This window comes from Hyphomonas sp. BRH_c22 (assembly GCF_000961795.1).
Classification (GTDB): domain Bacteria; phylum Pseudomonadota; class Alphaproteobacteria; order Caulobacterales; family Hyphomonadaceae; genus Hyphomonas.
Genome location: NZ_LADU01000026.1, coordinates 1 through 26,938 on the forward strand (window position 1 = coordinate 1; position 26,938 = coordinate 26,938).

The 26,938-nt window shown below is 63.9% G+C and carries 28 protein-coding genes and 1 tRNA gene; 13 read left to right on the forward strand and 16 right to left on the reverse strand.

Annotated features, from left to right (window positions below):
- Both VR74_RS03835 and VR74_RS03840 read left to right on the forward strand, forming a co-directional pair.
- The coding region (locus tag VR74_RS03835) for an ATP-dependent helicase C-terminal domain-containing protein (RefSeq protein WP_045694570.1) at nt 1–940 on the forward strand (940 nt) is incomplete at its 5' end.
- A 51-nt stretch (nt 941–991) separates the two neighbouring features.
- The gene (locus tag VR74_RS03840; protein WP_045694572.1) at nt 992–1,438 is read left to right on the forward strand and encodes an OmpA family protein; all 447 of its coding nucleotides are present in this window, start codon (nt 992–994) and stop codon (nt 1,436–1,438) included.
- Between the two features lie 25 nt (nt 1,439–1,463).
- Here VR74_RS03840 and VR74_RS03845 read toward each other — a convergent pair whose 3' ends face one another.
- The 5 genes from VR74_RS03845 to VR74_RS03865 are packed head-to-tail and all read right to left on the reverse strand — an operon-like array spanning nt 1,464 to nt 6,535.
- Nucleotides 1,464–2,111, reverse strand: a complete 648-nt coding sequence (locus VR74_RS03845) for a pseudouridine synthase (RefSeq protein WP_045694573.1) — start codon at nt 2,109–2,111, stop codon at nt 1,464–1,466.
- Nucleotides 2,108–3,538 (reverse strand): HAMP domain-containing sensor histidine kinase, encoded by a 1,431-nt coding sequence (locus VR74_RS03850; protein WP_299949536.1) that lies wholly within the window; start codon nt 3,536–3,538, stop codon nt 2,108–2,110. Before VR74_RS03850 ends, VR74_RS03845 begins: the two co-directional genes overlap by 4 nt.
- Nucleotides 3,539–3,553: 15 nt before the next feature.
- Nucleotides 3,554–4,999, reverse strand: a complete 1,446-nt coding sequence (locus VR74_RS03855; RefSeq protein WP_045694575.1) for an FAD-dependent oxidoreductase — start codon at nt 4,997–4,999, stop codon at nt 3,554–3,556.
- The gene (locus VR74_RS03860) at nt 4,999–5,748 is read right to left on the reverse strand and encodes a VTT domain-containing protein (RefSeq protein ID WP_045694576.1); all 750 of its coding nucleotides are present in this window, start codon (nt 5,746–5,748) and stop codon (nt 4,999–5,001) included. The genes VR74_RS03855 and VR74_RS03860 overlap by 1 nt, the downstream gene beginning before the upstream one ends.
- Nucleotides 5,735–6,535 (reverse strand): DUF547 domain-containing protein, encoded by an 801-nt coding sequence (locus VR74_RS03865; RefSeq protein WP_299949538.1) that lies wholly within the window; start codon nt 6,533–6,535, stop codon nt 5,735–5,737. Before VR74_RS03865 ends, VR74_RS03860 begins: the two co-directional genes overlap by 14 nt.
- 180 nt (nt 6,536–6,715) lie before the next feature.
- On the opposite strand from VR74_RS03865, the gene VR74_RS20465 reads away from it, so the two are divergent.
- Nucleotides 6,716–7,855: an aromatic ring-hydroxylating dioxygenase subunit alpha gene (locus tag VR74_RS20465; RefSeq protein WP_299949540.1), complete on the forward strand. Its 1,140-nt coding sequence runs from the start codon at nt 6,716–6,718 to the stop codon at nt 7,853–7,855.
- Nucleotides 7,856–7,867: 12 nt separating this feature from the next.
- On the opposite strand, the gene VR74_RS03875 is transcribed toward VR74_RS20465, so the two are convergent.
- Nucleotides 7,868–9,049 (reverse strand): serine hydrolase domain-containing protein, encoded by a 1,182-nt coding sequence (locus VR74_RS03875; RefSeq protein ID WP_299949541.1) that lies wholly within the window; start codon nt 9,047–9,049, stop codon nt 7,868–7,870.
- Between the two features lie 218 nt (nt 9,050–9,267).
- Here VR74_RS03875 and rpmH point away from each other — a divergent pair, with 218 nt between their 5' ends.
- Genes rpmH through yihA form a run of 4 tightly spaced genes read left to right on the forward strand, consistent with a single transcriptional unit; the run spans nt 9,268 to nt 12,345 of the window.
- Nucleotides 9,268–9,402, forward strand: a complete 135-nt coding sequence (gene rpmH / locus VR74_RS03880; protein WP_034738102.1) for a 50S ribosomal protein L34 — start codon at nt 9,268–9,270, stop codon at nt 9,400–9,402.
- A 44-nt stretch (nt 9,403–9,446) separates the two neighbouring features.
- The gene (gene rnpA / locus VR74_RS03885) at nt 9,447–9,815 is read left to right on the forward strand and encodes a ribonuclease P protein component (protein WP_045694579.1); all 369 of its coding nucleotides are present in this window, start codon (nt 9,447–9,449) and stop codon (nt 9,813–9,815) included.
- Between the two features lie 55 nt (nt 9,816–9,870).
- On the forward strand, nt 9,871–11,700 hold the full coding sequence (yidC, locus tag VR74_RS03890) for a membrane protein insertase YidC (RefSeq protein ID WP_045694580.1): 1,830 nt from the start codon (nt 9,871–9,873) through the stop codon (nt 11,698–11,700).
- A 3-nt stretch (nt 11,701–11,703) separates the two neighbouring features.
- Nucleotides 11,704–12,345, forward strand: coding sequence for a ribosome biogenesis GTP-binding protein YihA/YsxC (gene yihA / locus VR74_RS03895; RefSeq protein ID WP_045694582.1), 642 nt, complete (start codon nt 11,704–11,706; stop codon nt 12,343–12,345).
- Nucleotides 12,346–12,396: 51 nt separating this feature from the next.
- On the opposite strand, the gene VR74_RS03900 is transcribed toward yihA, so the two are convergent.
- Nucleotides 12,397–14,556, reverse strand: a complete 2,160-nt coding sequence (locus VR74_RS03900) for an acylase (protein WP_299949543.1) — start codon at nt 14,554–14,556, stop codon at nt 12,397–12,399.
- 149 nt (nt 14,557–14,705) lie between these two features.
- On the opposite strand from VR74_RS03900, the gene argB reads away from it, so the two are divergent.
- From argB to dapD, 4 genes are read left to right on the forward strand one after another with little or no spacing between them, the layout of a single operon-like run.
- Nucleotides 14,706–15,602 carry an acetylglutamate kinase gene (gene argB / locus VR74_RS03905; protein WP_299949545.1) on the forward strand — a complete coding sequence of 299 codons (897 nt, stop codon included), beginning with the start codon at nt 14,706–14,708 and terminating at the stop codon, nt 15,600–15,602.
- Nucleotides 15,577–16,614, forward strand: a complete 1,038-nt coding sequence (locus tag VR74_RS03910) for a DUF1036 domain-containing protein (RefSeq protein WP_045694585.1) — start codon at nt 15,577–15,579, stop codon at nt 16,612–16,614. Before argB ends, VR74_RS03910 begins: the two co-directional genes overlap by 26 nt.
- Nucleotides 16,604–17,347, forward strand: a complete 744-nt coding sequence (locus VR74_RS03915; protein WP_045694587.1) for a pyrimidine 5'-nucleotidase — start codon at nt 16,604–16,606, stop codon at nt 17,345–17,347. Before VR74_RS03910 ends, VR74_RS03915 begins: the two co-directional genes overlap by 11 nt.
- Before the next feature lie 26 nt (nt 17,348–17,373).
- Nucleotides 17,374–18,201: a 2,3,4,5-tetrahydropyridine-2,6-dicarboxylate N-succinyltransferase gene (dapD, locus tag VR74_RS03920; protein ID WP_045694589.1), complete on the forward strand. Its 828-nt coding sequence runs from the start codon at nt 17,374–17,376 to the stop codon at nt 18,199–18,201.
- Here the strand turns inward: dapD and VR74_RS03925 are convergent.
- The 6 genes from VR74_RS03925 to gluQRS all read right to left on the reverse strand — a co-directional run bounded on the left by VR74_RS03925 (nt 18,198) and on the right by gluQRS (nt 23,778).
- Nucleotides 18,198–18,596 carry a response regulator gene (locus tag VR74_RS03925; RefSeq protein ID WP_045694590.1) on the reverse strand — a complete coding sequence of 133 codons (399 nt, stop codon included), beginning with the start codon at nt 18,594–18,596 and terminating at the stop codon, nt 18,198–18,200. The genes dapD and VR74_RS03925 overlap by 4 nt on opposite strands.
- Before the next feature lie 78 nt (nt 18,597–18,674).
- Nucleotides 18,675–19,778, reverse strand: a complete 1,104-nt coding sequence (locus VR74_RS03930) for a Zn-dependent alcohol dehydrogenase (protein ID WP_045694592.1) — start codon at nt 19,776–19,778, stop codon at nt 18,675–18,677.
- Between the two features lie 121 nt (nt 19,779–19,899).
- Nucleotides 19,900–20,346, reverse strand: a complete 447-nt coding sequence (locus VR74_RS03935) for a cupin domain-containing protein (RefSeq protein WP_045694594.1) — start codon at nt 20,344–20,346, stop codon at nt 19,900–19,902.
- 3 nt (nt 20,347–20,349) lie between these two features.
- Complete coding sequence (locus VR74_RS03940) at nt 20,350–21,930, reverse strand: alkaline phosphatase (RefSeq protein ID WP_299949547.1); 1,581 nt, start codon at nt 21,928–21,930, stop codon at nt 20,350–20,352.
- 79 nt (nt 21,931–22,009) lie between these two features.
- Nucleotides 22,010–22,936, reverse strand: a complete 927-nt coding sequence (locus VR74_RS03945; protein WP_045694596.1) for a DMT family transporter — start codon at nt 22,934–22,936, stop codon at nt 22,010–22,012.
- Entirely contained in the window at nt 22,933–23,778 is an 846-nt protein-coding gene (gene gluQRS, locus VR74_RS03950) for a tRNA glutamyl-Q(34) synthetase GluQRS (RefSeq protein ID WP_045694598.1), read from the reverse strand. Before gluQRS ends, VR74_RS03945 begins: the two co-directional genes overlap by 4 nt.
- Nucleotides 23,779–23,905: 127 nt before the next feature.
- Here gluQRS and VR74_RS03955 point away from each other — a divergent pair, with 127 nt between their 5' ends.
- Entirely contained in the window at nt 23,906–24,973 is a 1,068-nt protein-coding gene (locus VR74_RS03955; RefSeq protein WP_045694600.1) for a hypothetical protein, read from the forward strand.
- 68 nt (nt 24,974–25,041) lie between these two features.
- On the opposite strand, the gene msrA is transcribed toward VR74_RS03955, so the two are convergent.
- The gene (gene msrA / locus VR74_RS03960) at nt 25,042–25,701 is read right to left on the reverse strand and encodes a peptide-methionine (S)-S-oxide reductase MsrA (protein WP_045694602.1); all 660 of its coding nucleotides are present in this window, start codon (nt 25,699–25,701) and stop codon (nt 25,042–25,044) included.
- A gap of 111 nt (nt 25,702–25,812) precedes the next feature.
- Between msrA and VR74_RS03965 the strand changes: the two genes are divergently transcribed.
- Nucleotides 25,813–25,902 (forward strand) — tRNA-Ser (locus tag VR74_RS03965).
- Between the two features lie 55 nt (nt 25,903–25,957).
- Here VR74_RS03965 and VR74_RS03970 read toward each other — a convergent pair.
- Nucleotides 25,958–26,212 carry a DksA/TraR family C4-type zinc finger protein gene (locus VR74_RS03970; RefSeq protein ID WP_045694604.1) on the reverse strand — a complete coding sequence of 85 codons (255 nt, stop codon included), beginning with the start codon at nt 26,210–26,212 and terminating at the stop codon, nt 25,958–25,960.
- A gap of 152 nt (nt 26,213–26,364) precedes the next feature.
- Nucleotides 26,365–26,938: porin family protein (locus VR74_RS03975; RefSeq protein WP_045694606.1), on the reverse strand; the 574-nt coding region annotated here is incomplete at its 5' end.

The window sequence follows — 26,938 nt, forward strand, 5'->3', positions numbered from 1 at the left end:
GAGCGCGTGGCCGGACCAGATCGCGCGGGCCCGCCCGGGCAGCGCCGGTGTCTACCTCATGGCGTCTGGCCGGGCGGCCATGCTTGCCGAGACGGACGGGCTGGCGAAATCGGACTGGCTGATCGTCGCAGACCTTGGCGGCGCCAGCGGGCAGGCGCGCATCACGCTGGCCGCACCACTCAGCGAGGCCGATGCACTGGCGCTGGGCGGTGTCCAGACTGAGGAACGCGCCGAGTTTGATTCAAAGACAGCGCGCTTTACCGCGCGCCGGGTCCGCGCGATGGGCGCGATCGTGCTGTCCGAGGCGCCCCTTCCCAAGCCCGCGCCGGGCGTTGCGGCGAAGGCGATGCTGGATGCGGTATTGGCCGAAGGGCTGGACGCCATTGGCGCCGAGCGGGTTGTTGACGAGACGCTGGGGCGGCTGGCCGTGCTGGAGCGGGCAAAACTGATCGAGCCACCCGGCATGACAAAGGCACAGCTGCGCGAGCAGGCAGAGGAATGGCTGATGCCTTTGCTGAAGCGGCAGGGTGCGCGCGTGCCAAGCGATGGCCATGTGCGGGACGCGCTGGTCTTGTCACTGGACTGGCCGGTCCAGGACGCGCTCAGGCTGCATGCGCCCCTGTCGCTGACACTGCCATCCGGGCAGACAGCATCGGTCGACTATATCGATCCGCGCGCGCCGCTCGTGTCGGCGCGGGCACAGGCCTTTTACGGGCTGGGTACCCATCCCGCGATTGCATCGGGCCGTGTGCCGGTCACCGTGGAACTCCTGTCGCCGGGCATGAAACCGGCGGCGACGACGCAGGACCTGCCGCGCTTCTGGGACAATGGCTATCGCGACATGGCAAAGGACATGCGGGGGCGCTATCCTAGGCATGACTGGCCGGAGGCGCCTGCGACGGCCCGCCCGCATGAGGGAAGAACGAAGAAACGCCTGTGAGACGGAACCATTCCGTCCCAGGGGAATTGAACACTGTTGCCGGAGGGTCTGATGAAACACCAATTCCTACTGTTTGCGCCGTTTTTGATGGCCGCCTGCATGTCGAACCCCGCGCCGCCCGCCGCGCCGGCAGAGGTCGATGCCGCCATGGCGGCCCCCGACTGCTCTGTGGAAACATTCGCGATCTATTTCGATGAAGGCGCCAGCGAGCTGTCGGCTGAGTCCGACGCCGTTATCGATGCCGTTTCGAAGACGTATGCGCGCTGCGAACTCTACAAGATCGAAATCGAAGGCCATGCGGACGCGAGCGGCGATGAAGTCGCGAACCAGGCGATATCGGCTGCGCGGGCAGAGGCCGTACTGGAAGCGCTCAAGACACGCGGCGTAGACGCAGAGCGCGCGCACCTTGTGGCCTATGGTGACAAGGGTGCCGTGACGGACGAAGGCGACGTGCCGCTCAACCGCAAGACCGAAGTGCGCCTCGTTCCCGAAAGCTGAATTCAGTGGGCGGCCCGATCCCGGGTCAGAAAGGGCAGGGGCTTTCGAACGCCAATCGCTCATTGCTGACCGGATGGATCAGGTCCAGCCGCGTGGCGTGAAGGTGCAGCCGGGGCGCGGCGGCCAGGGCCTCGGGATGCGCATAGAGATCGTCGCCCAGGATGGGGTGTCCTATGGCAGCGAGATGCAGCCTCAGCTGGTGCGTGCGCCCGGTGAGCGGCGTCAGGCCGAGGCGGGCGCCCTGCGCGTGCGCGCCGATGGTGACATATTCGGTCTGGCTCGGCTTGCCGGCGTCATGGTCAATTTTCTGGCGCGGCCTGTTGGGCCAGTCCTGGCCAAGCGGCAGGTCGATCAGTCCGGTCAGGGGCACTGGATGGCCCCAGACGTCTGCCATATAGATTTTGCCGATCACGCCCTTCTCGAACTGGATCGACAGGCGCCTTTGCGACGTTTTCGAGCGGGCGAACACGAGGAGGCCGCTAGTCGACATGTCGAGCCGGTGCACGGTCAAGGCTTCAGGATAGTCTGTCTGGATACGGGAAAGGGCGCAGTCGGCCTTGTCCAATCCCCGTCCGGGCACGGATAACAGCTCAGCCGGCTTGTCGATGACGATCAGGTCAGCATCGACATGGATGTAACAGACTTTCGCCTGCGGCGGGGCGTAGGCGTTCACGCGCCAAGCCCCGGCAGCGTGAGTCGGAAGACCGTGCCGTCCGGTCCGGTGCTGGCCAGGACGAGGTCGCCGCCCATGCCTTGCGCGAGTTCCCGCGCGATAACGAGGCCGAGGCCGGTGCCATTGCGGCGTGTACTGCCGGCAAAAGGCTTGAACAGGTTTTCTTGCGCCGAGTCCGGCAGTCCGGGGCCGGTATCGGCGACATCGAGTCCGTGTGCGGAAACAGATACGATGATTCGGGCGCTCCCATCGGCCTGCGCGCTCATCGCCTCTGCGGCGTTGCGCAGGAGATTGCTGGCAATGCGGTGCAGATGGTCAGGATCGGCATCTATTTTCAGTTCGGGCGGCACCTTGTTGTCCCAGCCAATCCCCGGATAGATCGCGAGGGCTTCGCCAGCGGCCTCTTCCAGCACGGGATGGAGGGACACGCGCTCGATGCGGGCCGCTTGCGGCGTGGCCTTGCCATAGTCGAGCGTATCCGTGGCAAGGCTGATCGCGCGCTCGAGCGCCCGTTCAAGGCGCGGGGCCGCTTTCTGCACGCGCGGGTCTTCCGACCGTGCGAGCACATCGGAGACGAGCTGCGCCGATGCGAGCGAGTTGCGCAGGTCATGGTTGATCTTGGCGACAGCAGACCCGAGCTCGGCAAGGTGGGCCCGGTTGCGGAAACTGGACGCGACGGTTTCTTCCATTTCGGCGAGCGCATTCTGGGCCCGGCCGATCTCGTCGCGCCGCCGCGTGGGCGTCAGGCGGCGCGTCCAGGCCCCTGGGTCGTCACGGAACTGCTCGGCACTGAGTGTTACGCGGCGCATCGGGCGCACGACCAGCAAGTGAAGCATGACATAGATGATGCCGGCCGCAATGAAGGCAATCAGCAGCGAGAGCGCGGCAATGCGGCGCGCATAGGCCGATATGGCCGCCTTTAACGGCGCCTGCGGCACGACAATCTCGATCACCCGGCCAGGGGCAGAGCCATCGGCGAGAATGACGAGGACACGGTCATCAGGCGCGAAGAAGGCGCCCATCGCGGAAAACGACCGGCTGACCATGGTCGACTCCCGCAGGTCGAGCCCGTACATGTTGCCCGTGATGGCTTGCTGCGTCGACAGGAGCTGGAAGCGCATGTCGTCTTCGATCTCGGTCACCGCCAGCACTTCCGCGCTCCTTAGCAACTCGTCGGACAGTTCGTCTGACACGTTGCGCGACGGGGCGGCGTCAAGCGCAAGGGCGGCAGTGCGGGCGGCCTGGACCCGTTCCTGCAGCCAGGCATTGCGGAAGCCCGAAGCGCTGGGCACGAAAATCAGCGCTTCAACCAGCAGGATCGACGCCAGCGTCAGGACAAACAGGCGAAATGACAGGCTTTCGAACCAGCGCGAGGACGATGGTGCGGGCAGGTCGCGTGAAGGGGCGGTCCGGATATCGTCGTTCACCCAGCGTGAACTAGCTTACGGGATGCGTTGGAGCAAGCCGACAAGACGCTTCGCCGAAGGGCTGAACAGCGTATCCGTGAAGTGTGCGGATGCCGCGCGCTTCACCACTTCAGAGCGGGTCGGATAGGGTGAGATGAAATTGGTGAGGTCTTTCACTTTCAGGCCGTTCGACATGGCCACGCCAATGACCTGCAGGATTTCGCCCGCGCCATCGCCGACAATCGAGGCCCCCACCAGAGAGCCCTTGCGGATGACCAGCTTGGCTTCGCCGAGCGTCTTGTCCTCGGCAATGGCGCGGTCGTTCTCGTGGAACGCAAATGAGGACGTCGTGATCGCGTCACCATGCTTTTCGCGCGCTTCGGCTTCGGTCATGCCGATCTGGGCGACTTCCGGAGATGTGTAGGTCACTGACGGGATGGGCAGGCTGTCGGCCTTGGTGCCCTGTTTGAAGAAGGCGCGGCGGGCGAAGACGGATGCGTGCCAGCCGGCAACATGCGTAAACTGTTCGCGTCCTGCGGCATCCCCCAGTGCCCAGACGCGCGGATTGCTGCGTGAGCGGAGATTGTCGCCGACGATGACGCCCTTGCGGTCATGGTCGACCTTGCCGGCCTCCAGGTTCAGCCCGTCGAGCATGGTCCGCCGGCCCACGGCGACCAGAAGGTGGCTGCCTTCGACCACGGGCGATGCGCCGTCATGTTTGGTGTAGACCTGGATCCGCTTGCCGTCCGTGGACACCCGCACGGCCTTGTGGCCTTCAAGGATGGTGACGCCTTCCTTGCGCAGGGCGCCGATTGCAACGGCTGCATGGGCTGGATCAGACTTGCCGAGGGCGCGGCCCATTTCGATGACTGTCGTTTTCGCGCCAAGCCGGGTAAAGGCCTGCGCCATTTCCATGCCGATGGGGCCGCCGCCGAGGATCACCAGATGCTCCGGAAAATCCGGCATCGAGAAAATGGTCTCATTGGTCAGGTAGGGCGCTTCCGCGAGTCCCTCGATGGGCGGGATGAAAGCGGTTGAGCCCGTGGCAACCACAATTCGGCGGGCACGGGTACGGGATGTCGCGGACGTGATCGTGTCTGGGTCGGCGAAGCTCGCCGCCTCGCGGATAACCGTCACGCCGAGGCCTTCAAACCTCTCCTGGCTGTCGACCGGGGCAATCGTCTCAATGGCGCGGCGGACATGCGCCTTCACCACGTCCCAGTCTGTTATGGGCGCCGAGACGGTGACGCCATACCTGGCGGCATCTCGCGCAGACTGGGCCGCTTTTGCTGCGCTGAGCAAGGCCTTGGACGGTACACAGCCATAGTTCAGACAGTCGCCGCCCATCTCGTGCTTTTCATAGAGCACAACCTTGAGGCCGAACATGGCCGCGCCTGCCGCTGCTGACAGGCCGCCGGACCCTGCGCCGATGACAACCAGGTCTGCCTTGTGATCCGTGACCGGGAGTTTCGTATCGTGCATCAGCTTGCGCTTTCCAGCTTGGCAGCTTTTTTTGAGAAGAGTTTCTTGTAGGCGACCGGGATCAGCGACACCACGCCGAGGGCCGCGAAGGCCGGGACGAGGTTGCGGGCGATACTCGCAATGTTCGGGTCTTCGCCGGCCGCGAAGGTCGCGCCGAGGCCGGCACCGATCCATGTATAGGCGATGACGCCGGGAATGATGCCAAGCGCGGTGGTGATGGCATAGTCGCGGTACTTCGCGCCGAGGATGGCAGGCGCGATATTGGCAACCGGGAATGGCACGACGGGCAGGAAGCGCAGGGCGAACATGTAGGAGAGCGCATCTTCCTGGAAGCCGCGTTCCATTTTCTGGACGAAGGGCCCGGCGCGTTCCTGAAGGGTGACTCCGAGCGACGTGCGGGCGGCGAAGAAGAGGAGGCTCGCTCCAAGTGTTGCGCCAACGACCGTGGCAGGCGTGCCGCCAAGCAGGCCGAACAGGAACCCGCCGGCAATCGTGATCCAGAGCGCGCCGGGGATCATGAACAGTGTCGCGGCGGCATAGATCAGCACATAGGCGCCGACAGCCAGGACCAGGTGTTCATTGACAAAGCCGCGCAGGGCATCCTGCTGTGTGCGCAGGGTTTCGAGCGAGAGATAGTCGAACAGGCCGAACGCCCAGGCCGCGAGAAGCCCGGCGCCTATGACGTAGAGCGGCCAGAGACGGACTGCGAGCGGGGTCGGCTTGAGGGTGGGCGTATTATTCGGTGTCATTGAGTGACCAGTCATAATGATAGGAGCGGATCTTCGGATTGGCCCGGATCTGCGCGGCAAGGCCAGTATCGGCATATTTCAGCAAATGGTCGATGACGGATTGTTTCGACCCGCCGAAGTCGACAGCGAACCAGTCATAGATGGAGGAGACGACGAGGCCGCGGTCTGTGACGGTCACGCCGCGGGGATTGTTGACATAGGCGCGGGCTGCGCCGTCGAGATCCCTGTCGAGCGTCGCTGGCTCCCAGGCCTTGCGCATCAGGTTCGGGCAGCTGAACGCGGCGCAATTGATCGCATAATGCACGCGCGGGTCATTGAATGTCGGCCGCAGGATCTTGTGCTCGATATCGTCAAGCGACACATCACGCCCGCCGGCGGTCACCACGATCTTCTTCCACGGCCCGCCGAAGATGTGCCCCTCCTTGATTGATCCGACGGGGTATTTTTGAGCGATGTAGCGGACGGTGACGGCATTGTAGAGGTTCGCCCAGGCCGCGAAGGCGGCATTGTCCGAGCCGGACAGGTCCATGCCGGCAAATCCGGCAATATAGGCGTCCAGCGCTGCCCTGTCGGCGGGATTGCCTTTCAGCGCGCCATAGTCGACCCGGTTAATACCATCATCGGCGGCGTGGATGTATTTCGTCAGCAGGCGTGTCCATTCTGCGTGCTGGGCCTTGGCCATGTCCGTCTCCTCGCTTGTGCCGCCCGTGATATTCCGGGCCCCGGCCGGCAGGGCAAGCGGCAGGGCCATGAGGGCCGCGGCGAGCAGGGCTCGGGAGAGTTGCATGACAAAAGGTCCTCGGATTGTTGCCGAGACATAATCCATCCGCGTGGACAGCGCCCGTAACGCTTCTGCCGCGCGCGATCAAACACGCGTGATCGGGTCTGCCGCAGCGCTTTTCCGGGCGCCCCGGATATGGTCGACAAAAGTTGACGCATGTGTCATCTTTGAGGCGGGAGGATCATCATGACACATCAATTGCCCGGCCTGGACGCCGACGAGATCGAACGGGTAAGGCAGCCGCTGGCCAGGGCCAGCACATTGCCGCCTGCAGCCTATACAAATGACGATGTATTCGCCCGGGAGACCGAGGCGATATTCCGCAAGAGCTGGCTGCCGCTCGCCCGCACCGATCAGGTCGCCAAGCCCGGGGATTATCTGTCGATGGACCTGTTGGGCCAGCCGATCATGATCGTCCACGGCCATGATGGCCAGATCCGGGTCATGTCGCGTACCTGCCTCCACCGCGCCGCGCAGGTCGCAGAGGGCGCAGGCAACCGCAAACTGTTCACCTGTCCCTATTATGCCTGGAGCTATGACACGTCGGGCCAGCTTGTCCGGGCCCCGCTGATGGAAGGCGCAGAGGCATTTGCGGAACCGGGGTGCCGGCTGCCGCAGTTTCGCATGGAAATCTGGCAGGGATTCATTCTGGCGAATTTCGACGCGAATGCCGCGCCCTTCGCGCCGCAAGTGAAGACATTCGAGACCTATTTCGAAGCGTTCAGGCTCAATGAGATGGCCGTCGTCCGCACGCTGGAATTCGACAGCCACTGGAACTGGAAGGTGCTGGTCGAAAATTTCATGGAGGCCTACCACCATATCGCGGTGCATCCGGAAACCTTCGAACCTGCCTATCACGCACGCGATTCCCGCATACCGGACAATGACGGTCCCTGGTCCATCCTTCACATGCCCGCGGCGCATTCCGAAATGCCGCCCGGCCTGCCGCCGGTCGAGGGACTGGAGGACTGGCAGGCGCGCGACCTGTTCGCCAGCGTTCTCTACCCGCATTTCCTGCTGGGCATCCAGGGCAGCGTGCTGACCTGGTACCAGCTGTTTCCCGAAGCGGCAGGCAGGCTGACGCTCAGGATTCACATCTGTGTCCCGGCGGCCTACACGGCGTTCGAAGGCTTTGATCTCATTGCTGAAGAAATCAGTCAGATGGTCACCGCCATCCATCTGGAAGATATCGGCGCCAATGACACCGTCTGGAAAGGCCTCAACGCCCCGATGACCGGCCAGGGCCGTTTGTCACCGCTCGAGAAGGCGATCTGGCAATATAATCAATGGTGGCTGGAACAGATGCTGCCTGAAGGCGGCACATGACGCGCGGGGGCGCTATTTCCCGCCGCCAGCAGATTCCGCGTCGATTCCCATCCAGTCCTGGGCCGGCAGATTATAGGCCATGTCCATGACCTCGAACCCGATGCCCACCGGCAGGCGCGAACTGGAATTCCACAGCGCCACCACGCCAGTGTCGCGTTCCGGATCGAACAGGATCAGCGACCTGTAACCTTCAACGGCGCCACGATGGCCGATCACGCGGGTACCGGCGTCGCCATATTTGTACACCCGCCAGCCAAGGGCATAGCGCGCGTCGCGCATGTGGCCCTTGTAGCGGCGGCTCAGGCCGGATTGCTCACGGCTCGTATAGATCCGCGGCGTCTGCATCATCTCCAGGGCCGTCTCGCTCAGCACGTCCGGCACCAGACCCATTTGCGCGCGGGCGTACAGCGCGAGATCGCGGATGGATCCGTTCACGCCTCCGGCTGCGGGCACGCGATAATAGTCGTCATTGACGGTTTTGGCCCTGGGCGGGCCGGCATCCTTCTCGCGCTTGGTATAGGGCCGTGCCCAGGATTGCGACGCTTCGAGGCCTGCCCGGTCAATGCTGGCGGTAATCATGCCGAGCGGCTTGAACAGCGAGGCATCGACGGCATCGGCATATTTGCTATTGGTCACCTGTTCGACCACTTCGGCCACCGCATCGAAGGCGACGTTCTGATAGGTATGGCACTCCCCGATCGTGCAGATCGGCTTCAGGCCCCGCAGGCTGTTGCGGATTTCTGTCGGGTCGCCACCGTCTTCGAGGCTCGTGTCATAAGCGTTCGAGACGATGCCCAGCCGGTGGGACAGCACATCTTCCAGTGTCGCCTGGCTCTCTCCCCCGCCGGGCAGGCGCAGCGACGTCTTGAACTTCGATACCGTGTCGGACAGGTTCAGCCGGGCTTCCCCTGCGAGGATGGCCACCTGGCTGGCGGCGACGCCTTTCGAGAGCGAGGCCCAGCGGAACACGGTTTCGTCGGTGACGGGCGGTCCGCCGATTTCGGTCACGCCATAGCCCCTGGCAAAGCGGATTTCGCCATTCTCGATGACGGCGACCGAGAGGCCGACAATGTCTTCATGCGCGGACAAACGTGTCAGACGCTGATCGAGGCGGTCATAATCGATGGTCTGGGCCAGCGCGGCGGGTGCGGCGGCGGCAAGCAGGCATAGCAGGGCCGAGCGGAGGAAACGCATGAACATCCTTGGATTCTTGCTGCCCACCCCTTGACCAGAATGAACAAGACTCCCCCATCATGTAAAGGTATCGCATGCCAAGAGGTTGCAGGCGAGGCGCGGCAGGCCGAAAAATATGCGTTCCCGGTGCCCGTGACTGTGTCACCCCGCCTTGACCTTGGCGCCTGTCGCCTGTATTGGCCCCTCTTTCCGAGACACATCAGCCTTAGAGCAGACCCATGAAACGTACATTCCAGCCGAGCAACCTGCGCCGCAAGCGTACCCATGGCTTCCGCCTTCGCATGGCAACCAAGAATGGCCGCAAGGTTCTGGCGCGCCGCCGGGCAAAAGGCCGCAAGGAACTGTCCGCTTAAAGGCGAGACATGTCTCCCCCAGCCTGAAAGGCCGGGACCTGCCCATGCCGCAAGACAATTCAGACATGCCGATTGAGGTCGTTCGCCTGGCGAAGCGGCCTCAATTCCTTTTTGTGCGCAGCGGCCGGGCCGAAAGGCGCAAATCGCTTGTGGTTCAGGCAAGGCAGCGCGTTGGCGAGGCCGCGGGATCGCATATTGGCGCGGGCTTCACCGCGACCAAAAAGGTGGGCAATGCCGTCGTGCGCAACCGGGCCAAACGCCGCCTCAGGGAAGCGGCCCGCCTGCTATTGCCGCGGCTGGGACGCGCGGGAACCGATTATGTTTTTATCGCACGCGATGCCACGGCTGACATTGCCTGGCGGCGTTTGCTTGACGATATGGAAAGCGCGCTGATAAGCCTCGCCGCTAATTGACCGTGCCCCCTCGATCTGCGAGTGGGCGCCCAGAAACCTCCGGGACAAAAAATTGATGGAAAAGCAAGACCAGCGCAATTTCCTGATCGCGATGGCTTTGATGGTTGCCTTTGTTTTTGGCTACCAGAAAGTCTTCATGGAGCCTGCGCAGAAACGCTTCGAAGCCCAGCAGGCCGCGATCAAGGCGGACGAACAGACCGGCATGAGCGCGACAGAGCTCAGTACTGTTCCGGCCATTGCTGCGACCAGGACGGTCGAGGAAGCGGTTTCGGGTCCCGGCCGCGTCAAGTTTGAAGGCGATTCCGTCGATGGATCGATCCGCCTTGCGGGTTCCCGCCTCGACGACCTTAGCCTGCGCAAGCACTATCTGACGGTCGAAAAGACCCAGGAAGTGCGCCTGTTCCGTCCGGAAGACGCCGAATTCGGCTATTTCGCCACCTTCTATTGGGCCGATGGATCCTCGCTGGTCGCGGGCCGCAATTCCCCTTGGGTGCAGGTGGGACTGGGCAAGCTGACAACAACGACGCCGATCACGCTTCGTCTCGAAACCCCCGGCCTGACGATTGACCGCAAGATCTCCGTCGACGCCAATTACATGTTCTCTTTCGAAGACACGCTGACCAATACCGGCGATACGGCGCGGTCGGTCCGCGCGATTGGCTCGGTCGAGCGGCACGGCGCCTACAAGGACTTCCTTGAAGTGACAGACCCCGGCTCGGCGGGCGAGGGCGGCCTCGCGCACATGGGCCTGATGGGCGTGGTCGATGGCGACCTGCGCATGAAGAAATACAAGCCGCTGCTCGCCCTGAAGAATATTGATGGTGAAACCAGCGAAGGCACGTTCCCCTCCACCGAAGGCGGCTGGTGGGGCCTGACAGACAAGTACTGGATGGGCTCGCTGGTGCCGCAGCAGGACCGCCCGTTCAACGGCATCGTCAACAAGAAGAGCATTGCCGTCGGCGGGCCGCTGGAAGTGCGCACCGAAAGCGAAGCCATCACCCTGGCGCCAGGTGCGAGCGAGACAGTCGGCAACCGCATCTTTGCCGGCGCCAAGCGTTTCGAAGTGCTGCAGGCCTACCAGAACGAGGACGGCATCCCGCGCATGGTCGATGCCATCGACTGGGGATGGGCCTTCTTCCTGACCAAGCCATTTTTCTATGTTCTCGAATACCTTGCCAGCAAGCTCAACTCCTTCGGCTGGGCGATCCTGGCCTTCACGGTCCTGATCAAGCTGCCGCTCGTGCCGCTGTTCAACCAGAGCTACAAGTCCATGGCCAAGATGAAGAAGCTGCAGGAGCCGATGAAGGAGCTCAACGAGCGTTTCGCGGCCGATCCGCAGCGCAAGCAGCAGGAAATCATGAAGCTGTACAAGCAGGAAGGCGCCAACCCGATTGGCGGCTGTGTGCCGATCCTGTTCACCATCCCGATCTTCTATGCACTCTACAAGACGCTCTATGTGACGCTGGAAATGCGCCACACGCCGTTCCTGTTCCTGAGGGACCTGTCAGCGCCGGATCCGACCGCCATTGGTAACCTGTTCGGCCTGCTACCCTGGGCGGCGGCGGACGTCAAAGCCGTTCCGGTGATCGGCATCATTATCGGTGTCGGGATCCTGCCGCTGCTCTATGGCCTGACCATGGCATCGCTGCAGAGCCTCAACCCGGCGCCGACCGACAAGACGCAGAAACTGGTGATCCAGGCCATGCCGATTGTCTTCACCTTCGTGTTCGGCGGTTTTGCCGCCGGCCTCGTCCTGTACTGGGTGTGGAGCAATATCCTGTCCTTTGCGCAGCAATACTTCATCATGCGCCGCAACGGGGTCGATACGGAACTTGGCAAGACAATCTCGCGCCTGCTGGGCCGCGAATCCAAGCCGGAGACCTGACCGATGGACACGCGCCCGGCACCGAGTGAAGACCAGATCGAAACCGGGCGCCTCCTGTTTGCCGGGCCGGTCGAATTCGTCATGGGCGTGGTTGATCTCAAGGGCCTGCCGCCGGCCGACCGCACCGAAGTGTGCTTTGCGGGCCGTTCCAATGTCGGCAAGTCCAGCCTGATCAACGCGCTGACCGGTCGGAACAAGCTGGCGCGGTCTTCTGCCGAGCCGGGCCGGACGCGCGAACTCAACTATTTCACGGTCGGCGAGGACCAGCTCTATCTCGTCGACCTGCCGGGATTTGGCTATGCCAAGGTCAGCCGCACGCAGGCCGAGGCCTGGATGAAGCTGACGCGGTCCTACCTGCGCGGCCGCCCGAGCCTGCGCCGCGTCTTCCTCCTGGTCGATGCGCGCCGCGGCCTGATGGATACGGATGAAGAGGTCATGGCCATGCTGGACGGGTCAGCCGTGACCTATCAGGTCCTGCTGACCAAGGTCGACAAGCTCAACAAGGGCGAGGTCGATGCGCTGCAGGCCGATATCGAGACGCGGCTGAAAAAGCATGGCGCGGCCCACCCCTTCGTCCTCGTCACCTCGTCCGAAAAGGGCTGGGGCATACCCGAACTGCGCGCCGAGATCGCCGCGCTGCTTTAGATCCTGCACATGCGGCGCCTGTTGGGGCGCTTGGCGGAAGGGGCTTTGGAATCAATCCCGCCCCGGACGATACGTCCGTGTCGCATTGGCGACCACGTCTCCGCGGGTCAGGTGGGCGGTGCGCCATTCCTGGGCGACGAATAGCGGGGCCTGGTCGGCATAGTGGGGTGAGGCCTTGTCGAGAGCGGCGCTGCCATAGGGGCTGATGACGCGGGCGGCCTGTCGGCCCTGCCGGTCCCATTCGACGAGGGCGATCCATGTATCGCCGGCTGTCATGTGAAGCTGCCCGTCATCGCGCATCGCGTCAGGATAGACGGCGCGTAGCGTGTCGGGCCCGCCGCTGATCGGCAGGCTGACCTTGCCGCGCACGAGCCGGTTGACCTCGCCCCATTCCGGATCAATCCGGCCATGATGGACCATCAGCCATTCGACCGCTTCGCGGAAGGCCGTCTCGGGCCCCGGGGCAGGAATGTGCGTGTATTTCGCGGTGATCTCGCGCAGCACGGTCAGGCCGCCAAGCGCCGCATAGCGGCTGTCGGCATTCATGTTCAAGTCCCAGGCGGCAAGGCGCTTGGCGGCCTCGGCCATTTCAGGCTCCTGGCTCCAGTCAATCGCCAGAACGCGGGCCACAAGGCCGGCGGCTTCGGACTGTTCGGCATAGGACGTGTCGAATTTGAGCGCCAGGAGGTCCGGCTCGTTAATCGGGGACGCGCCATCTGTCAGCTCGATCATGCGCAGCGACCGGTTGGATTCATTCGTCTGCAGGCCCATGGACCCGGGGAAGTCTTCCGCCCGCAGATTGTCCGGGCCGTCAGTGGCGCTGTAGGGCGTATTGTTGGAATTGTAGACAAGGCCTGAGACGGGATTGACCAGTTTCGGCACGTCGGCCCAGGGGCGGTAGCCCTGCCAGATCAGGTCCGACCGGTCGCCCGGCAGGTCGCCCGACCAGTCCCAGGCATCATTCCGCGCGGGGTATTGCGCATTGTGGATGAAGGCGACGTTCGCCTCCCTGTCGGCATAGATGTAATTGATGCTGGGCAGGGCGTTCAGCGACATGGCGGTCATGAAGCCGTCCATGTCCTCGGCCTTGTTCAGGCGGTAATACTGTTCCAGCTGGCGGATCTCGCCCATGCCGGCGAACCGCACCGCATAGGTGCCATGGGCGGCCTCAATGACCGGGCCATGGGCCGAGCGCAGGACCTTGCGCCTGACCTTCAGCGCAAACGGCCCGGCCAGCCTGACGTTCAGCGTGGCCTCGGTTTCGCCGAAATCCACCCATTCGCCGTCCAGCTTGTACTGGCTTGCATTCTCTGGGTTCACGGTCAGGACATAGGTGTCGACAAGGTCCTGCGCGCTGACCGTATTGGCCCAGCCGAGATTCCTGTTGAAGCCGTGCAGGATCACCGGCGTGCCGGGGAACAGGCCGCCGGTGATGTCGAGGCCCTCATCGGACGAGATCTGGGCCTCGTACCAGGCGACGGGGCCGGTCAGGGGCTGGTGGGAGTTGATGAGGAGGCGGGTGACGTCATCCCCGGCGCGGCTGGCGGAGACGGCAATCGCGTTCGAGCCGCGCTCGGCCATGGTCCTCGGGCCGATCAGGAAGGCCTTGCGCCCCTCGGCCGGATCGAGCGCGATGGTCTGGGTGTAATCCTTGCCGAACAGTTCAAGGAAGGTTGCGTCGAGGCCATAGAAGAAGGGTGTCTTGAACACGAAGCCCGCCACGACATCCCGGCTCGTGAACGGCGCAAGGCCGCGCCATGTCGCCTTCGGGTGCTCGGCGGCGTAGAGGTTCAGTCCGGCGGCATAGGCATCGGCCATGGCCTTCACATCATCCGGAACGTCTGTCTCGTAGCGCGCATCCACCGTGTCCCACACGCCGAGCAGGGCGACGATATAGTCGAGCGGCGCCGCATCCCTGCCGCGATAGCGCGCCAGAACGCCCCGGCCGGCCGCAACGGTCTCCTGGATGGTTTCGAAATCATCCTCGGCATGCGCATAGGCGAGGCCGAAGGCGGCGTCTGCATCGCGGGCGCCATGCACGTGCGGCACGCCGTAGGCGTCGCGGATGACTTCGGCGTCATAGTCTGCGGCCGCGGCGGCCAGTTCGCTGGCGGGCGGATTGGCGGGCAGCGGATCCCACAGGAATATCCCGGCCGCTACCAGCAGGACGAGCAGCAGCGCGCCAGCGCCCGTCAGGATGCGTTTCATCATGTCTCCCCCAGTGCCTGTTTGCTTTTCCGGCCAGCCTAACGGCTTGCCGCCAATCTGTCGCGTCCCGAATGGAAGGGTTTCGCCGCGCTCAAAAGCACCTTATGAGGCTGGCCCATACGCACTGAATGCGAAGGATGGCGCCCGTTCCGATGACAGACCCCGTTGCACAAGCCCGATTCACGGCAAAGACCCTGTCGGAGGCCCTGCCCTATATCCAGCGTTATGCCGGGCAGACAATCGTCGTGAAATATGGCGGCCATGCCATGGTCGACCCGGCCCTGTCGGCCGGATTTGCGCGCGATGTGGTCCTGCTGAAGGCGCTGGGTATCCATCCCGTCATCGTGCATGGCGGCGGGCCGCAGATCGGCAAGCTGCTGGAGAAGCTGGGCATCGTGTCCGAGTTCAAGGGCGGCCTGAGGGTGACCGACGAGGAGACGATGGAAGTCGTCGAGATGGTCCTCTCCGGCCCGATCAACAAATCCATCGTGCGGGCGATCAACCAGGCGGGCGGCAAGGCGGTTGGCCTGTCCGGCTCTGACGGCAACCTGATCCGGGCCGAAAAGGCCACCAAGACCACCAAGGATCCCGACAGCCATATCGAACAGGTGCTCGATCTCGGCTTCGTCGGCGAGCCGAGTGCGATTGATACGACCGTCCTGGACGCCTTGCTGCGCGATGACGCGCAGCTGATCCCGGTCGTGGCGCCGGTCGGCGTCGGCCATGATGGCGCGCGCTACAATATCAATGCGGATACGGCGGCAGGCGCCCTGGCGGCTGCGCTTGGCGCGAGCCGCCTCCTGCTGCTGACGGACGTCGCCGGCGTGCTGGACAAGGACAAGAAACTGATGCGCGAGATTGCCGTTTCGCGCATTCCGGCGCTGATTGCGGACGGCACAGCTGCAGGTGGCATGATTCCCAAGCTTGAAACTGCCGCACATTCCGTAAATCATGGAGTCGGGGCGGCTGTGATACTTGATGGGCGTGCGCCGCACGCTCTCCTCATGGAGCTATTCACAGAACATGGCGCAGGTACGCTCGTTTCTTAAAATCCTCGGCGTCCTCGGCGCCTTCCTGGCATTCGGCCATTCGGCGCAGGCGCAGGAGGGTGCCGATGGCTGGTCGCTGTGCAATCGCACGAGTTTCATCCTCGAAGCTGCGATCGGCCGCCCTGAAGGCAATGGCATGACGGTCGAAGGCTGGATCAAGCTGCAGCCGGGCAGCTGCAAGCTCGCCCTGGCGGGCCCGCTCGAGCCGAAATTCCACTTTGTCTATGCCCGTACATCCACGGCCCATCGCGGCGGTGTGCGCGAATGGGGCGGCAATACCGACCTGTGTGTCGACCCGACGGGCAGTTTCTCGCTGGAAAGCCCGCCGGAATGCGCGGCCATGGGCCTTGAATCGCGCGGTTTCCGCGCCGTCGAGATTACCCGGCGCACACGCTGGACGACCCCCTTCACCGAGATTGACAATTACAGTCCCGAAAAGGCGCGCGCGGCCGGTATCCAGCGGCTGCTGGAAGAGGCTGGTGTGGTGTCCAACGTGATTGACGGCAATATCGGCCACAAGACGCGCGCGGCGATCGCTGACTTCCTGAAGAAGAACGGCCTGCCGGCCACGACCTCCGAGGCCGACCTGATCGACTTTCTCGAGCAGGTGGCGAAAGAGCGTGGCCGGGCCGTGGGATTCACCGTGTGCAACCGCACCAAGAACCGGATCTGGAGCGCGATTGCGCGGCGCGGGTCGGAGGGCTGGGAAAGCCGCGGCTGGTGGATGCTGGAAGCGGGCGGCTGTGCGCGGGTGATCGACCGGCCGCTCAGCGGCGCCGAACATTTCGTCTATGGCGAGATGGAGGATGACGGCAAGCTGCGCACGCTGGCCAAGGCGTCTGACGCCTTCTGCGTCGGGCGGTCAAAATTCGCGATTGTCGGGCGCGACGATTGCGAGGCATCGGCCTATCGCACGGCCCTGTTTGCCGCGACGCCTGCGCCTGTCGACCGCAAACTCGTGTTCGAATTCTTCGAGCGCGATTTCGCAAAGGCCGGCGCGAATGAGCGATAGGCATGCCGGCGTTCACCTGGCGCCATTCGGCAGTTTCGGCCATGTCCGCAACTGGGTGTTCGATCTCGACAACACGCTCTATCCGGCCGAGTGCGACCTGTTCGCCGAAATAGACACGCGGATGACGGACTTCGTCTCGGGCCTGCTGCAATTGCCGCGCGATGAGGCTCGCAAGGTCCAGAAAAAATACTATGCAGAGCATGGCACGACCCTGTCTGGCCTGATGACCGTTCACGGTATAGACCCAGCCGATTTCCTGCACTACGTCCACGAAATAGACCTGTCCCCCCTGCCGGACCTGCCTGCGCTGCGGGCGGCGCTGGAAATCCTGCCGGGCCGCAAGTTCGTCTATACAAACGGATCACGCCGGCATGCAGAGCGCGTGACCGAGAAGATGGGGCTTGGCCATGTCTTCCATGGCAGTTTCGGTATCGAGGACGCGGCCTATGCGCCCAAGCCCAAGCCGGCCTCGTATGAAGCGTTCAGGACGCTGCACGATGTCGACCCGCACGAATCGATCTTTTTCGAGGATCTGGCGCGCAACCTGGCTCCCGCCAAGGATATCGGTTTCACCACGGTGCTTGTGCATTCGGAGAAGGACTGGAGCCACGAGCCGATCGAGGCGCGCCCGGCCAGCCTGGCCGATGTTCTGGGGGATGACGGGCAGGACCACATCGACTATGTGACAGGCGACCTTGCTGCCTTCCTCGAAGCGGCACTGGACACCCTCTAGCCTTCTGCCGACCGGAGACCGCCCGAATGACCCACGCCCTCGCTGACGTTATCGACCGCGCATGGGAGCGCCGCGACACACTGTCCACAGATACGATGGGCGAAGTCCGCGAAGTCGTCGATGCAGCGATTGAGCTGCTCGACAAGGGCGAGGCGCGGGTTGCGAGCCGGGAAGCAGACGGCAGCTGGACCGTGCATCAATGGCTGAAGAAGGCCGTGCTCCTCTCCTTCCGCCTTAATGCCAATGGCCTCATTCCGGGCGGGCCGGGACCGGGCGCCTGGTGGGACAAGGTGCCGTCCAAGTTCGAAGGCTGGGGTGAGGCGGATTTCCAGGAGGCGGGTTTCCGTGCCGTGCCGCCCTGCGCGGTGCGCCGGGGCGCGTTCATTGCGAAAAATGCCGTTCTCATGCCGTCCTATGTCAATATTGGCGCGCATGTCGGCGAAGGCACGATGATCGACACATGGGCCTCTGTCGGCTCGTGCGCACAGGTCGGCGCGAACTGCCATATCTCGGCCGGCACCGGCATTGGCGGCGTTCTGGAGCCGCTTCAGGCCAATCCGACGATTATCGAGGACAATTGCTTCATCGGCGCGCGCTCCGAAGTGGTCGAGGGCGTGGTTGTCGGGGAAGGCTCGGTCATCGCGATGGGCGTGTTCATCACCCAGTCGACCAAGATCGTGAACCGCCAGACCGGCGAGATCAGCTATGGCAAGGTGCCGCCCTATTCGGTGATCGTGCCGGGCACGCTGCCGGACAAGAATGGCGGGCCAAGCCTCGCCTGCGCCGTGATCGTGAAAACCGTCGACGCCCAGACCCGCTCAAAGACCGGCGTCAACGAGCTGTTGCGGGATTAGGCCGGCAGGGCGCCGTGCGCGCCGGAATGATCGCTCTGCGCATGCAGTAATTGCTGCAGCGCCAGCTTCAGCTGGCGCGGCAGGGTCGGCTTGCGGCAGATCGGCGCTGACTTGTAGCGTGCGCGCAGCACGTCCTCGGCCGAATGGCCGGTATTGAACAGGAAAGGTATGCCCCGCGCGGCCAGGATGTCGGCGACGGGAAACACGAGCTGGCCTGCGACATCGACGTCGAGAATCGCAGCGTCCGCCTCGATCGATTCTGCGAGTTTGATCGCCGTCTGGATGTTGTAGGCGGAGGCAATCGCCGTCCCGCCCATTTCGGCGACCATGTCTTCAAGATCCATGGCGATGAGGATTTCATCTTCGACGATCAGTATCTGGGGCGGTTTGGTCATGTCTTGTGTAATGCGTTTCCGCCCGGTTCGTTCCACACATTAAGCAACGCCGCCCCGGCCGGCCAGGCAGCCGCCGGCCTAGGTATCGAACATGACGACCTGGCGGGCGACCGAGCCCTTATTGTCCTTCAGGTTCTGCAGCGCGCCGGTCAGGCCATCAAGCCCGATCCGGTCTGATACCAGGTCATCGAGATGCAGGCGGCCCTGCTTGTAGAGGGTGATGAGGCGCGGAAAGTCGATGCGGAACCGGTTGGAACCCATGACGGCGCCCTGCAGGCGCTTTTCGGTGACCAGCAGCTCAATGCCGGGGATCTCGATGTTCACGCCGGGCGGGATCATGCCGATCACGGTCATCACGCCGCGCGGACGCATCATCATGTAGCCCTGCTCGGCGGTCTGCTTCAGGCCGACGCACTCGAAGGCATAATGCACGCCGCCATTGGTCAGCTCCTTGACCTGCTCGATCGGGTCGCCGTTCTTCGGGTTGACGAAATCGGTGGCGCCGAATTTCTTCGCCATGGCGAGTTTTTCGTCCGAGAGGTCAACCGCGATGATGCGCGATGCCCCGGCGATTGCGGCGCCATTGATGGTCGACAGGCCCACCCCGCCGCAGCCGAGCACGGCAACGGTCGAGCCCGGCTCGACCTTTGCTGCATGAAAGACAGAGCCGACACCGGTAATGACGCCGCAGCCGATCAGGCAGGCGCGGTCCATCGGCATGTCCTTGTCGATGACGCAGAGCGTGTTCTCGTGCACGAGGATCTGCTCGGCGAAGGAAGAGAGATTCAGGAACTGGTTGACCTTCTCCTTGCCGATGGACAGGCGCGGCGCCTCGGTGGGTGCGCGCCGGAACTGTTCGCCATTGACCGTGTGGCAGACCGACATATGGCCGGTCAGGCAGAATTCGCAGGTGCCGCAGAAGGGCGAAAGGATGGAGACGACATGGTCGCCGGGTTTGACGGCGCTGACCATGGAGCCGACCTGCTCGACCACGCCGGCGCTTTCATGGCCGAGGATGACGGGCATTTCTGTCGGGAAGGCGCCGTCCCAGAAATGCACGTCGGAGTGGCACACGCCCACCGCGCCGAGGCGGACCAGCACTTCACGCGGGCCGGGCTTCGAGATCGTGACCTCTTCGATGGAGAGCGGCGCATTTGGCGCGCGCATGACGGCAGCTTTCATGGGTGTTTCCTCCGGTTTGCCGGGCGCTCGTTCACCGGCGCCGGGTCTCAGCTTCCACCATTGCGCAGCGGCCGGGACTTGAACAGCCCGGCCGTTACGTAAGCCTTGATTCCCGCATGCGTCAGTAGGGCGTGCCGTCTTCGTGGAGATAGATGCCGTCCGGCCCGACTTTCATGTCGATGGCAGGATAGGCGCAGCCATCCTGGGAATCCCGGCTGCTGGCAACGAGGAAGACCAGGTTGTCCGGGCCCTCATTGCGCAGGTGATGGGCCTCGCCATCGGCCGGGAAGGCCGCCATCTCGCCGGGACCGAGCGTGTACTCGCCGCAATCTGTGACAACCCGCGCCGTGCCCGACAGGACCACGACGAACTCGTCCTCGTGGGTGTGGACGTGCATCTGGCTGGACCAGACGCCCGGCGGCAATGTGCAGAGATTGACACCCAGCGCGGTCAGGAAGCCGGCATCGCCGACAGCCTGCCACCGGCGTGCGCTCACAGCGTCGGCATGGGGGGCCGGATAGTCGGTGCCGGTCCTGACAGGCACACTGGCGGGGTCGATTTTCGGCACGGCCTATTCCGCAGCAACAAGACCGCTGGCGCGGCCCATGACATGGAAGATTTCGTGCTGCTCCATCACGCCGGAGACGAGTTCCGATCCGGGGCCGGTCGCGAAGATGGCGACATCATCCCCGCCATGGGTTTCCGATCCCATGGGCACGAGTGCAGGCTGGAGGAAATCCTTGGCCGTCGTGTCGGTATCGGTCAGGTCCTCGCGCGTGCAGTCGGCCTCGCCATCGACAAGCCGGCAGCCGGTCTGGCCATTGGCATAGGAGAGGGTCGTGTACGGCTTGCCGTCGAGGCCTTTCAGGTCCGGGCCGAGACCGGGATTGACCTTGCCGAGGATCGGGTTGCCGCGCGCCGGATAGCCGGAAATCGTCATCGTGTGGCTATGGTCGGCGGTGACGATGATCAGCGTGTCGTCATTGTCCGTCATCTCCAGCGCGGCCGCGACGGCCTGATCGAACATGTCGGTTTCTTCAAGGGCCCGGGCGGCATTGACGCCATGATGGGCATGGTCGATCCGGCCGCCCTCGACCATCAGGACATAGCCGTCCTCATTCCGGGACAGGCGGGTAATGGCGGCGCGGGTGAGTTCGGCCAGCGAGGGCTCTCCGGCCGTGTCGTCTGCCCGGTCAAGCTCGTATTCCATGTGCGAACCCTCGAACAGGCCGAGCACTTTTGCGTCGGATGCAAAGTCGATGGCGTCGAAGCCGGCCTTGTCGGTTACGAGCGTGTGTGCCGGCGACTTGGCCAGCCATTCCGCAGACAGGTCGCGGCCATCGGTGCGGTTGCCGGTCTTGCCCGCGTCTTCCGGGTCGGCCTGGTCGAAGGTCAGGAACTGCGAGCGGCCACCGGCCATGGCGACTTCAAATCCGTCGCCTTCCGGCCATTCGATGAACTGGCGGGCAATATCCTTGCAGTCGCCGGCATCCCCGCCTTCCAGGTCGGCATCATCCTCCCAGTCGCGGCTCGGGGTTTCCGCAAAGGTCGAGGCGGGCGTCGCGTGGGTCAGGCGCGCGGTCGAGACAAAACCCGTGGCAAGGCCTGCCCGTTCGGCCAGTTCGAACAGGGTGTCGGTGCCGTGGCCTTCGACGCTGGCGCAATTGCCGACACTGGCTTCCTTCAGGATGCCCAGCGTGCGCGAATTGACCTTGGCGCCGGTCACCATTGCGGTCGCGGTCGCGGCGGAATCGGAAACCTGGAAATCATGGCTGTAGGTTTTCGACAGCGCCATGTGCGGCAGCGTGTCCATGGCCAGCGTGTAGGATTCGCCGTCCACGCCGCGTTTCTGGCCCGCATGGATGCGCGCGGCCGTGATGGTCGAAATGCCCATGCCGTCACCGATGAAGAGAATGACGTTCTTCGCCGGCGTGACGCCGCGCGCGTCGATACGGGCCTGCACGGTGGCGGCGGCAGACGTGTAATAGGAATCGCCAGCCTGCGTCGGCAGAGCGCCGTCCCGCAGCGGGGCAGCGGCTGGCGCGGCCATGTCCGGTGTTTCCGGCGTTTCTGGCGCGGCTGGGGCCGTTGTGGTGCAGGCAGTGGAGACCAGGGCGAGGCCGGTCAGCAGGGCGGCGATGGATGTGCGCATGTTTTGAAATTCCCGAGCGATTCAATCTGCCTCACTGATAGCGGAGTTTTGTGGCAGTTTCGATGCAGTCGGGCGGATTTCAGTCAATCGGCATCGGTTTTCCGCGCTGGGACAGCCAGACGGCCGCGAGAATAGCCGCTGCGCCGCCCGCCTGCAGCGCCGAAAGGGGCTCATCAAACAGGGTCCATGAAATCGCCGCGGCAACAACCGGCTGCACCACGACGACAATGCCGGCAATGGCGGCGGGCGTACGGCCGAGGCCGCCGATGATCAGGCCCTGCCCCATCACCTGAACGACCAGCGCCAGGAAGAGCGGCGCCCGGAATCCGCTGAGGTCATCCGGGAAAAAGGCTTCACCCGACAGGCTGACGATGACGCCCGCAATGCATATTTCCACCATGGTCAGCCAGAAGATGGTCTCCAGGCCGCCCAGCGTGCGCCGGGCCAGTTTCGATGACAGCATGTAGCCGGACACAAGCAGCGCCGCCGACAGGGCCAGCAGGTCGCCGCGTATATCGCCCTTGCCGCCCGCTTCGCCGCCAAGCGACAGGGCGGCCGCGCCGGCAATCGCCAGGAGGACGGCCCCGAACCAGATATTGGTCGGCCGCTCCTTGAGGAACAGCCAGGCCACGAAGCCGACGGAGACGTTGCCGAGATTCACGATGAAGGTGGCGTTCGCGACCGTGGTCAGCGTCAGGCCCCAGTGCCAGAGCGCCATGTCGAGGGCGAAGAAGGTCCCGGCCAGCAGGACGTACCGGTTGGGCTGTCGGGGTGCCCGGCGTTCAACCAGAAAGACAAGCGCGAGCAGGACGGGCGCGGCGAACGCGTAGCGCCAGAAGGCGATGGCCTGGGGGCCGAGATCGTCGAGACCGAGGCGCAGGCCAATCGGCGCAAAGCCGATGCACACGCCGCCGCCGAATACCATCAGCGGGCCGATCCAGTGGCGCTCGAAGGGGGCCGGCGGAGGCGTGAGGGCAGGGACGAGGGGGTTCAGGGAGGATGTCATGCGGCGAGCGTCATGGCGCGAATATCGCCCGGTGTCATCCCTTCTTCTTTGTAGACGGACAAACCCTTGTCGCCCGCCCGCTTGGACAGTTTCTTCCCGTCCGGTCCGAGCACGAGCGGATGGAAACGATAGACCGGCACGGGCCAGTCCATGAGGGCCTGCAACAGGACATGCACACTGGTCATGTCGCGAATGTCTTCGCCGCGAATGACATGCGTGATCCCCTGCAGGGCATCGTCATGGCAGCAGGCCAGGTGATAGCTTGCGGGCGTATCCTTGCGGGCCAGCACCACGTCGCCGAATGCTGCCGGATTGGCGCGCACCGTGCGTGCACCGCTTGCGGTCTCTTCGGTGTAGTCCAGAGCCGTGTAGCGGTCGCCCAATGCGGCCCGCGCCGCGCGCAATGACAGGCGCCAGGCAAAGGCATGGCCGAGCGCGAGGTGCCGCGCCTCATCCTGCGGCGCGAGCGGTTTGCCGATGAAGGGGGCATCATCGGGGTCGGCACCCGCGGGAAGGGCCGCTGCGATTTCCCGCCGCGTCTTGAAACAGCGATAGATCAGGCCCCGTGCCTGCAGGGCATCGAGGACGCGGGCATAATCATCAAAGTGTTCCGACTGGCGCCGGACGGGCCCCGACCAGTCGAGCCCGAGCCATGCCAGGTCGGCAAGGATGGAGGCCTCATATTCAGGGCGGCATCGCGTCTGGTCGATATCCTCAAGCCGCAGGAGGACGCGTCCGCCAGCTTCCCGCGCAGCATCCCATACATGAAAGGCTGACGCGGCATGGCCCAGATGCAGGTGACCAGTGGGTGACGGCGCGAACCGGGTGACGAAACCTGTCATGTGATCCGCCCTCCCTACGTTGCCAGTTTGCCGATGCTAGCGCCGGATCACGCACGATAACAGCCATTGCCTGTTGCCAGCGCCCGGCTAGGCTCGTATCGCCTTGGCACCAAAGAGGTCAATTACCATGCTGGATACAGGCTGGTTCACGGCGGCAGAAGACTGGGTGGAGACGCACGTGCTCAGCGCCCATGATTTCGCAACTTTCGGGTTCGCGATGGCGCTCCTGCTGTGCCTTGGTCTCCTTTACCTGCTCCTGTCCGGCGTCCGCACCCTGATCACGCGCCTGCGTAATGCCGGAAGCGCTCGGGCCTTCCGGCGCAGCAAGCAGCCCGGCTATCGCATCCTGGTTGCGCGGCCCACCGGACCCGGCGCGGGCCGTATTGGCAAATGGCTGAATGCGGCGGTGAGCGCCCATCTGGCCGAATACAATTTCGGGGCGCCGTTCCGCGTCGCGTCGACGGGCGAGATTTCCGGCGACAGCGACCAGAAGATCATTGCCCATGCCCGCCGCAGGCTGGCTGCTGCCGATGCCGACATGCTGGTCTGGGCCAGCCGGATCAGCAAGGGCAATAGCGGCCTGGTCGTGCAGGGCCTGTCTCGCGGCGGCGGCCTGCGGCCCGACGAGGCCCGGCCCTTTACCATCGCCCTGCCGGGGCGCCGCGACGCCCGAGGCGGGCAGGTGCCAAACATTGCCGCCTACCTGCTGGCCAAGAAGCTGCAGCCCGCGCTGGCCAATCCGCAGGCCTTCCGGCCGGAGAAGATGAAACTGCTGGCTGAATCCCTCGACCGGATGCTGGACGACAGCGCGTCCGTGTCGCCGGTCATCCGCAGCGAGCTGGAAGCCGATTTTTGCGCATCCGGCGTGCATGTCGCCGAGCAGACCGGCGACCTCAGCACACTCGACCGGGTCATCGCGATGCGCCGGGCGCATCTGGGGGAGGTGACGAATACGTCGGATTCCGCGCTGGTGTCACAGGCTCGCATGGACCTTGGCCGGGCCCTGCTGGCGCGCGCCGAGAAGCAATATGACCTCAAACTTGTCCAGGAGGCGATCTCGCACCTGTCGCAGGTGGTCGAGGCCCTTCGCGCCGATCCATCGATCCAGAAGGCGCAAACGGCCTCTGATGCCATGTTCAAGGCGCAGACCATGATCGAGACCCGCAAGCGGTTCTCGATGAATTTCGGATCCTAGACGCACCAATACGATTCAGGACAACCGGAAGGCCCACCCTGAGCGCTCACTGAATGGTACTGAATGGTTTAGCTGCCTGAAACGCTGACGCCGACCGGGCAGGACACGCCCGTTCCGCCAATGCCGCAATAGCCGGCCGGATTCTTGGCGAGGTATTGCTGGTGGTAATCCTCGGCATAATAGAACGGGCCAAGCGGCGCGATCTCGGTGGTGATGGTGCCGCCATGGCCAGCCCGGGCGAGCGCGCCCTGATAGGCGGCGGCCATGTCGCGGGCAGTTGCGGCCTGCGCGTCGGATGTCGTGTAGATGGCCGAGCGGTATTGCGTGCCGATATCATTGCCCTGGCGCATGCCCTGGGTCGGGTCATGGCTTTCCAGGAACAGTTTGACCAGATCGCCATAGCTGACCCTGCTCGGGTCAAACACGACGCGGACGACTTCGGTGTGGCCGGTGCGGCCGCTGCAGACTTCCTCATAGGTCGGGTTCGGGGTGGGACCGCCGGCATAGCCTGCCGCCGTCATCCAGACGCCGTCCTGCTGCCAGAACTTGCGCTCGGCGCCCCAGAAACAGCCGAGGCCGAAGATGGCGACCTCGAATCCGGCGGGCACATCGCCCTGCAGCGGGCGGTGGAAGACGAAATGGTCGGCGGCGGTCGGGATGGCTGCGCTGCGGCCCGGAAGGGCGCTTGCGGCATCCGGAATTGTTGCGGGTTTCTTCGAGAACAACATGGTGCGGTCTCCTTTACTGGCGGGAATATGGGGCCGGACGGCGCGAACGGCAATCACGGTCTTGCGAGCGGCCATGCGTTCCGCTATGGCCCTGTGCTTCGCTCAGGCGATGGTGAGGTGGCCGAGTGGTCGAAGGCGCACGCCTGGAAAGTGTGTAGGCTAGCAATAGTCTCCAGGGTTCGAATCCCTGTCTCACCGCCAGCCCGGCTTGGTCCATTCCGGGCACATGGTTTACATTTGATACCGGACAGATGGTTTACACATCTGCCGGTGCGAATGGGTTGATACCGGAATGAACGCGCGTCTTGTCGCGCGCCGACTGGCAGCTCACGCAGGTTCGAACGCCCGGAAGCGCCTTGCGCCGGGCCTCGGGGATCGGTTCCTCGCAAACGTCGCAATGCGCCGGGCTTTCGCCTGCAGGCATGCTGGCGCGGGCCGTGCGCACCGCGTCCTTGATACTGTCTTCGATCTGGTCCTGAACGGCGCCATCCCGCGCCCAGCCATTGGCCATGTCATTTCACTTCCGGTTTGTGCGAGACCTTACACATGGGAACGCGAGGCGAGCGTGTCCACCGAGCCGGCTGTACTCGCCAGTCCGCACCCAAGAAAAACGCCGGCCCCCTCGCGGAGGCCGGCGTGTTCATTTCGGGGTGTCAGGCAGGCCTAGAACTTGTAGCCAACCGCAATGGTTGCAGCGTTCGTGTCGGTGTCTTCGAAGCTGTAATAGGTGTAGTCACCGCGCAGCTGCCAATTGTCGGTCATATCAAACGAGAGGCCTGCACCAATGGCCGGGCCGTTTGCGGAATTCTCGATCACGCCGAGTGTCGTGCCGCCGGGGGTGATGACGCTCGCATCAATGTCGATATAGGCATAACCAGCCCGGGCCGACACATCGAGACGCTCGGTCAGGGGCACGGTGGCCCGGCCATAGAGGCCAACCAGATAGTTCAGGCCGAGATCGCCGGATGCAGTGATCGTGTCATTGAAGTCGGCGTCGCTATTGTCGTCGAGGTTGAACTCGTCCTCGTCGACATTGTAGTCAAACTCGCCGTCATCAATGCCTGTCGACAGTTCGGCTTCGAGCGAGAACATCGGCGTGAACTGGTAGCCGACACGGCCGGTTATGGCATTCGAGTCGATACCGGATTCGGCACCGTCAGGCTCGATGTCGAGGTAAGTATAGCCGCCCTGCGCATAGAAGCCGGTGTCTTCATTGCCATACGTCTGGGCAACGGCT

What these genes read in the sequence shown, in the direction of transcription:
- VR74_RS03855 (WP_045694575.1), bottom strand. Translation starts at nt 4,999, where the DNA reads ATGCACGATACGAAACTCCCGGTCACGGATCACAAGGCAGACCTGGTT.
- VR74_RS03915 (WP_045694587.1), top strand. Translation starts at nt 16,604, where the DNA reads ATGAGCGATAGGCATGCCGGCGTTCACCTGGCGCCATTCGGCAGTTTC.
- VR74_RS03955 (WP_045694600.1), top strand. Translation starts at nt 23,906, where the DNA reads ATGCTGGATACAGGCTGGTTCACGGCGGCAGAAGACTGGGTGGAGACG.
- VR74_RS03945 (WP_045694596.1), bottom strand. Translation starts at nt 22,936, where the DNA reads ATGACATCCTCCCTGAACCCCCTCGTCCCTGCCCTCACGCCTCCGCCG.
- VR74_RS03925 (WP_045694590.1), bottom strand. Translation starts at nt 18,596, where the DNA reads ATGACCAAACCGCCCCAGATACTGATCGTCGAAGATGAAATCCTCATC.
- VR74_RS03860 (WP_045694576.1), bottom strand. Translation starts at nt 5,748, where the DNA reads ATGACACCGAATAATACGCCCACCCTCAAGCCGACCCCGCTCGCAGTC.
- rnpA (WP_045694579.1), top strand. Translation starts at nt 9,447, where the DNA reads ATGCCGCAAGACAATTCAGACATGCCGATTGAGGTCGTTCGCCTGGCG.
- VR74_RS03900 (WP_299949543.1), bottom strand. Translation starts at nt 14,556, where the DNA reads ATGATGAAACGCATCCTGACGGGCGCTGGCGCGCTGCTGCTCGTCCTG.
- VR74_RS03910 (WP_045694585.1), top strand. Translation starts at nt 15,577, where the DNA reads ATGGCGCAGGTACGCTCGTTTCTTAAAATCCTCGGCGTCCTCGGCGCC.
- VR74_RS03865 (WP_299949538.1), bottom strand. Translation starts at nt 6,535, where the DNA reads ATGCAACTCTCCCGAGCCCTGCTCGCCGCGGCCCTCATGGCCCTGCCG.
- VR74_RS03940 (WP_299949547.1), bottom strand. Translation starts at nt 21,930, where the DNA reads ATGCGCACATCCATCGCCGCCCTGCTGACCGGCCTCGCCCTGGTCTCC.
- msrA (WP_045694602.1), bottom strand. Translation starts at nt 25,701, where the DNA reads ATGTTGTTCTCGAAGAAACCCGCAACAATTCCGGATGCCGCAAGCGCC.
- dapD (WP_045694589.1), top strand. Translation starts at nt 17,374, where the DNA reads ATGACCCACGCCCTCGCTGACGTTATCGACCGCGCATGGGAGCGCCGC.
- VR74_RS03970 (WP_045694604.1), bottom strand. Translation starts at nt 26,212, where the DNA reads ATGGCCAATGGCTGGGCGCGGGATGGCGCCGTTCAGGACCAGATCGAA.
- yidC (WP_045694580.1), top strand. Translation starts at nt 9,871, where the DNA reads ATGGAAAAGCAAGACCAGCGCAATTTCCTGATCGCGATGGCTTTGATG.
- yihA (WP_045694582.1), top strand. Translation starts at nt 11,704, where the DNA reads ATGGACACGCGCCCGGCACCGAGTGAAGACCAGATCGAAACCGGGCGC.
- gluQRS (WP_045694598.1), bottom strand. Translation starts at nt 23,778, where the DNA reads ATGACAGGTTTCGTCACCCGGTTCGCGCCGTCACCCACTGGTCACCTG.
- rpmH (WP_034738102.1), top strand. Translation starts at nt 9,268, where the DNA reads ATGAAACGTACATTCCAGCCGAGCAACCTGCGCCGCAAGCGTACCCAT.
- VR74_RS03930 (WP_045694592.1), bottom strand. Translation starts at nt 19,778, where the DNA reads ATGAAAGCTGCCGTCATGCGCGCGCCAAATGCGCCGCTCTCCATCGAA.
- VR74_RS03875 (WP_299949541.1), bottom strand. Translation starts at nt 9,049, where the DNA reads ATGCGTTTCCTCCGCTCGGCCCTGCTATGCCTGCTTGCCGCCGCCGCA.
- argB (WP_299949545.1), top strand. Translation starts at nt 14,706, where the DNA reads ATGACAGACCCCGTTGCACAAGCCCGATTCACGGCAAAGACCCTGTCG.
- VR74_RS20465 (WP_299949540.1), top strand. Translation starts at nt 6,716, where the DNA reads ATGACACATCAATTGCCCGGCCTGGACGCCGACGAGATCGAACGGGTA.
- VR74_RS03840 (WP_045694572.1), top strand. Translation starts at nt 992, where the DNA reads ATGAAACACCAATTCCTACTGTTTGCGCCGTTTTTGATGGCCGCCTGC.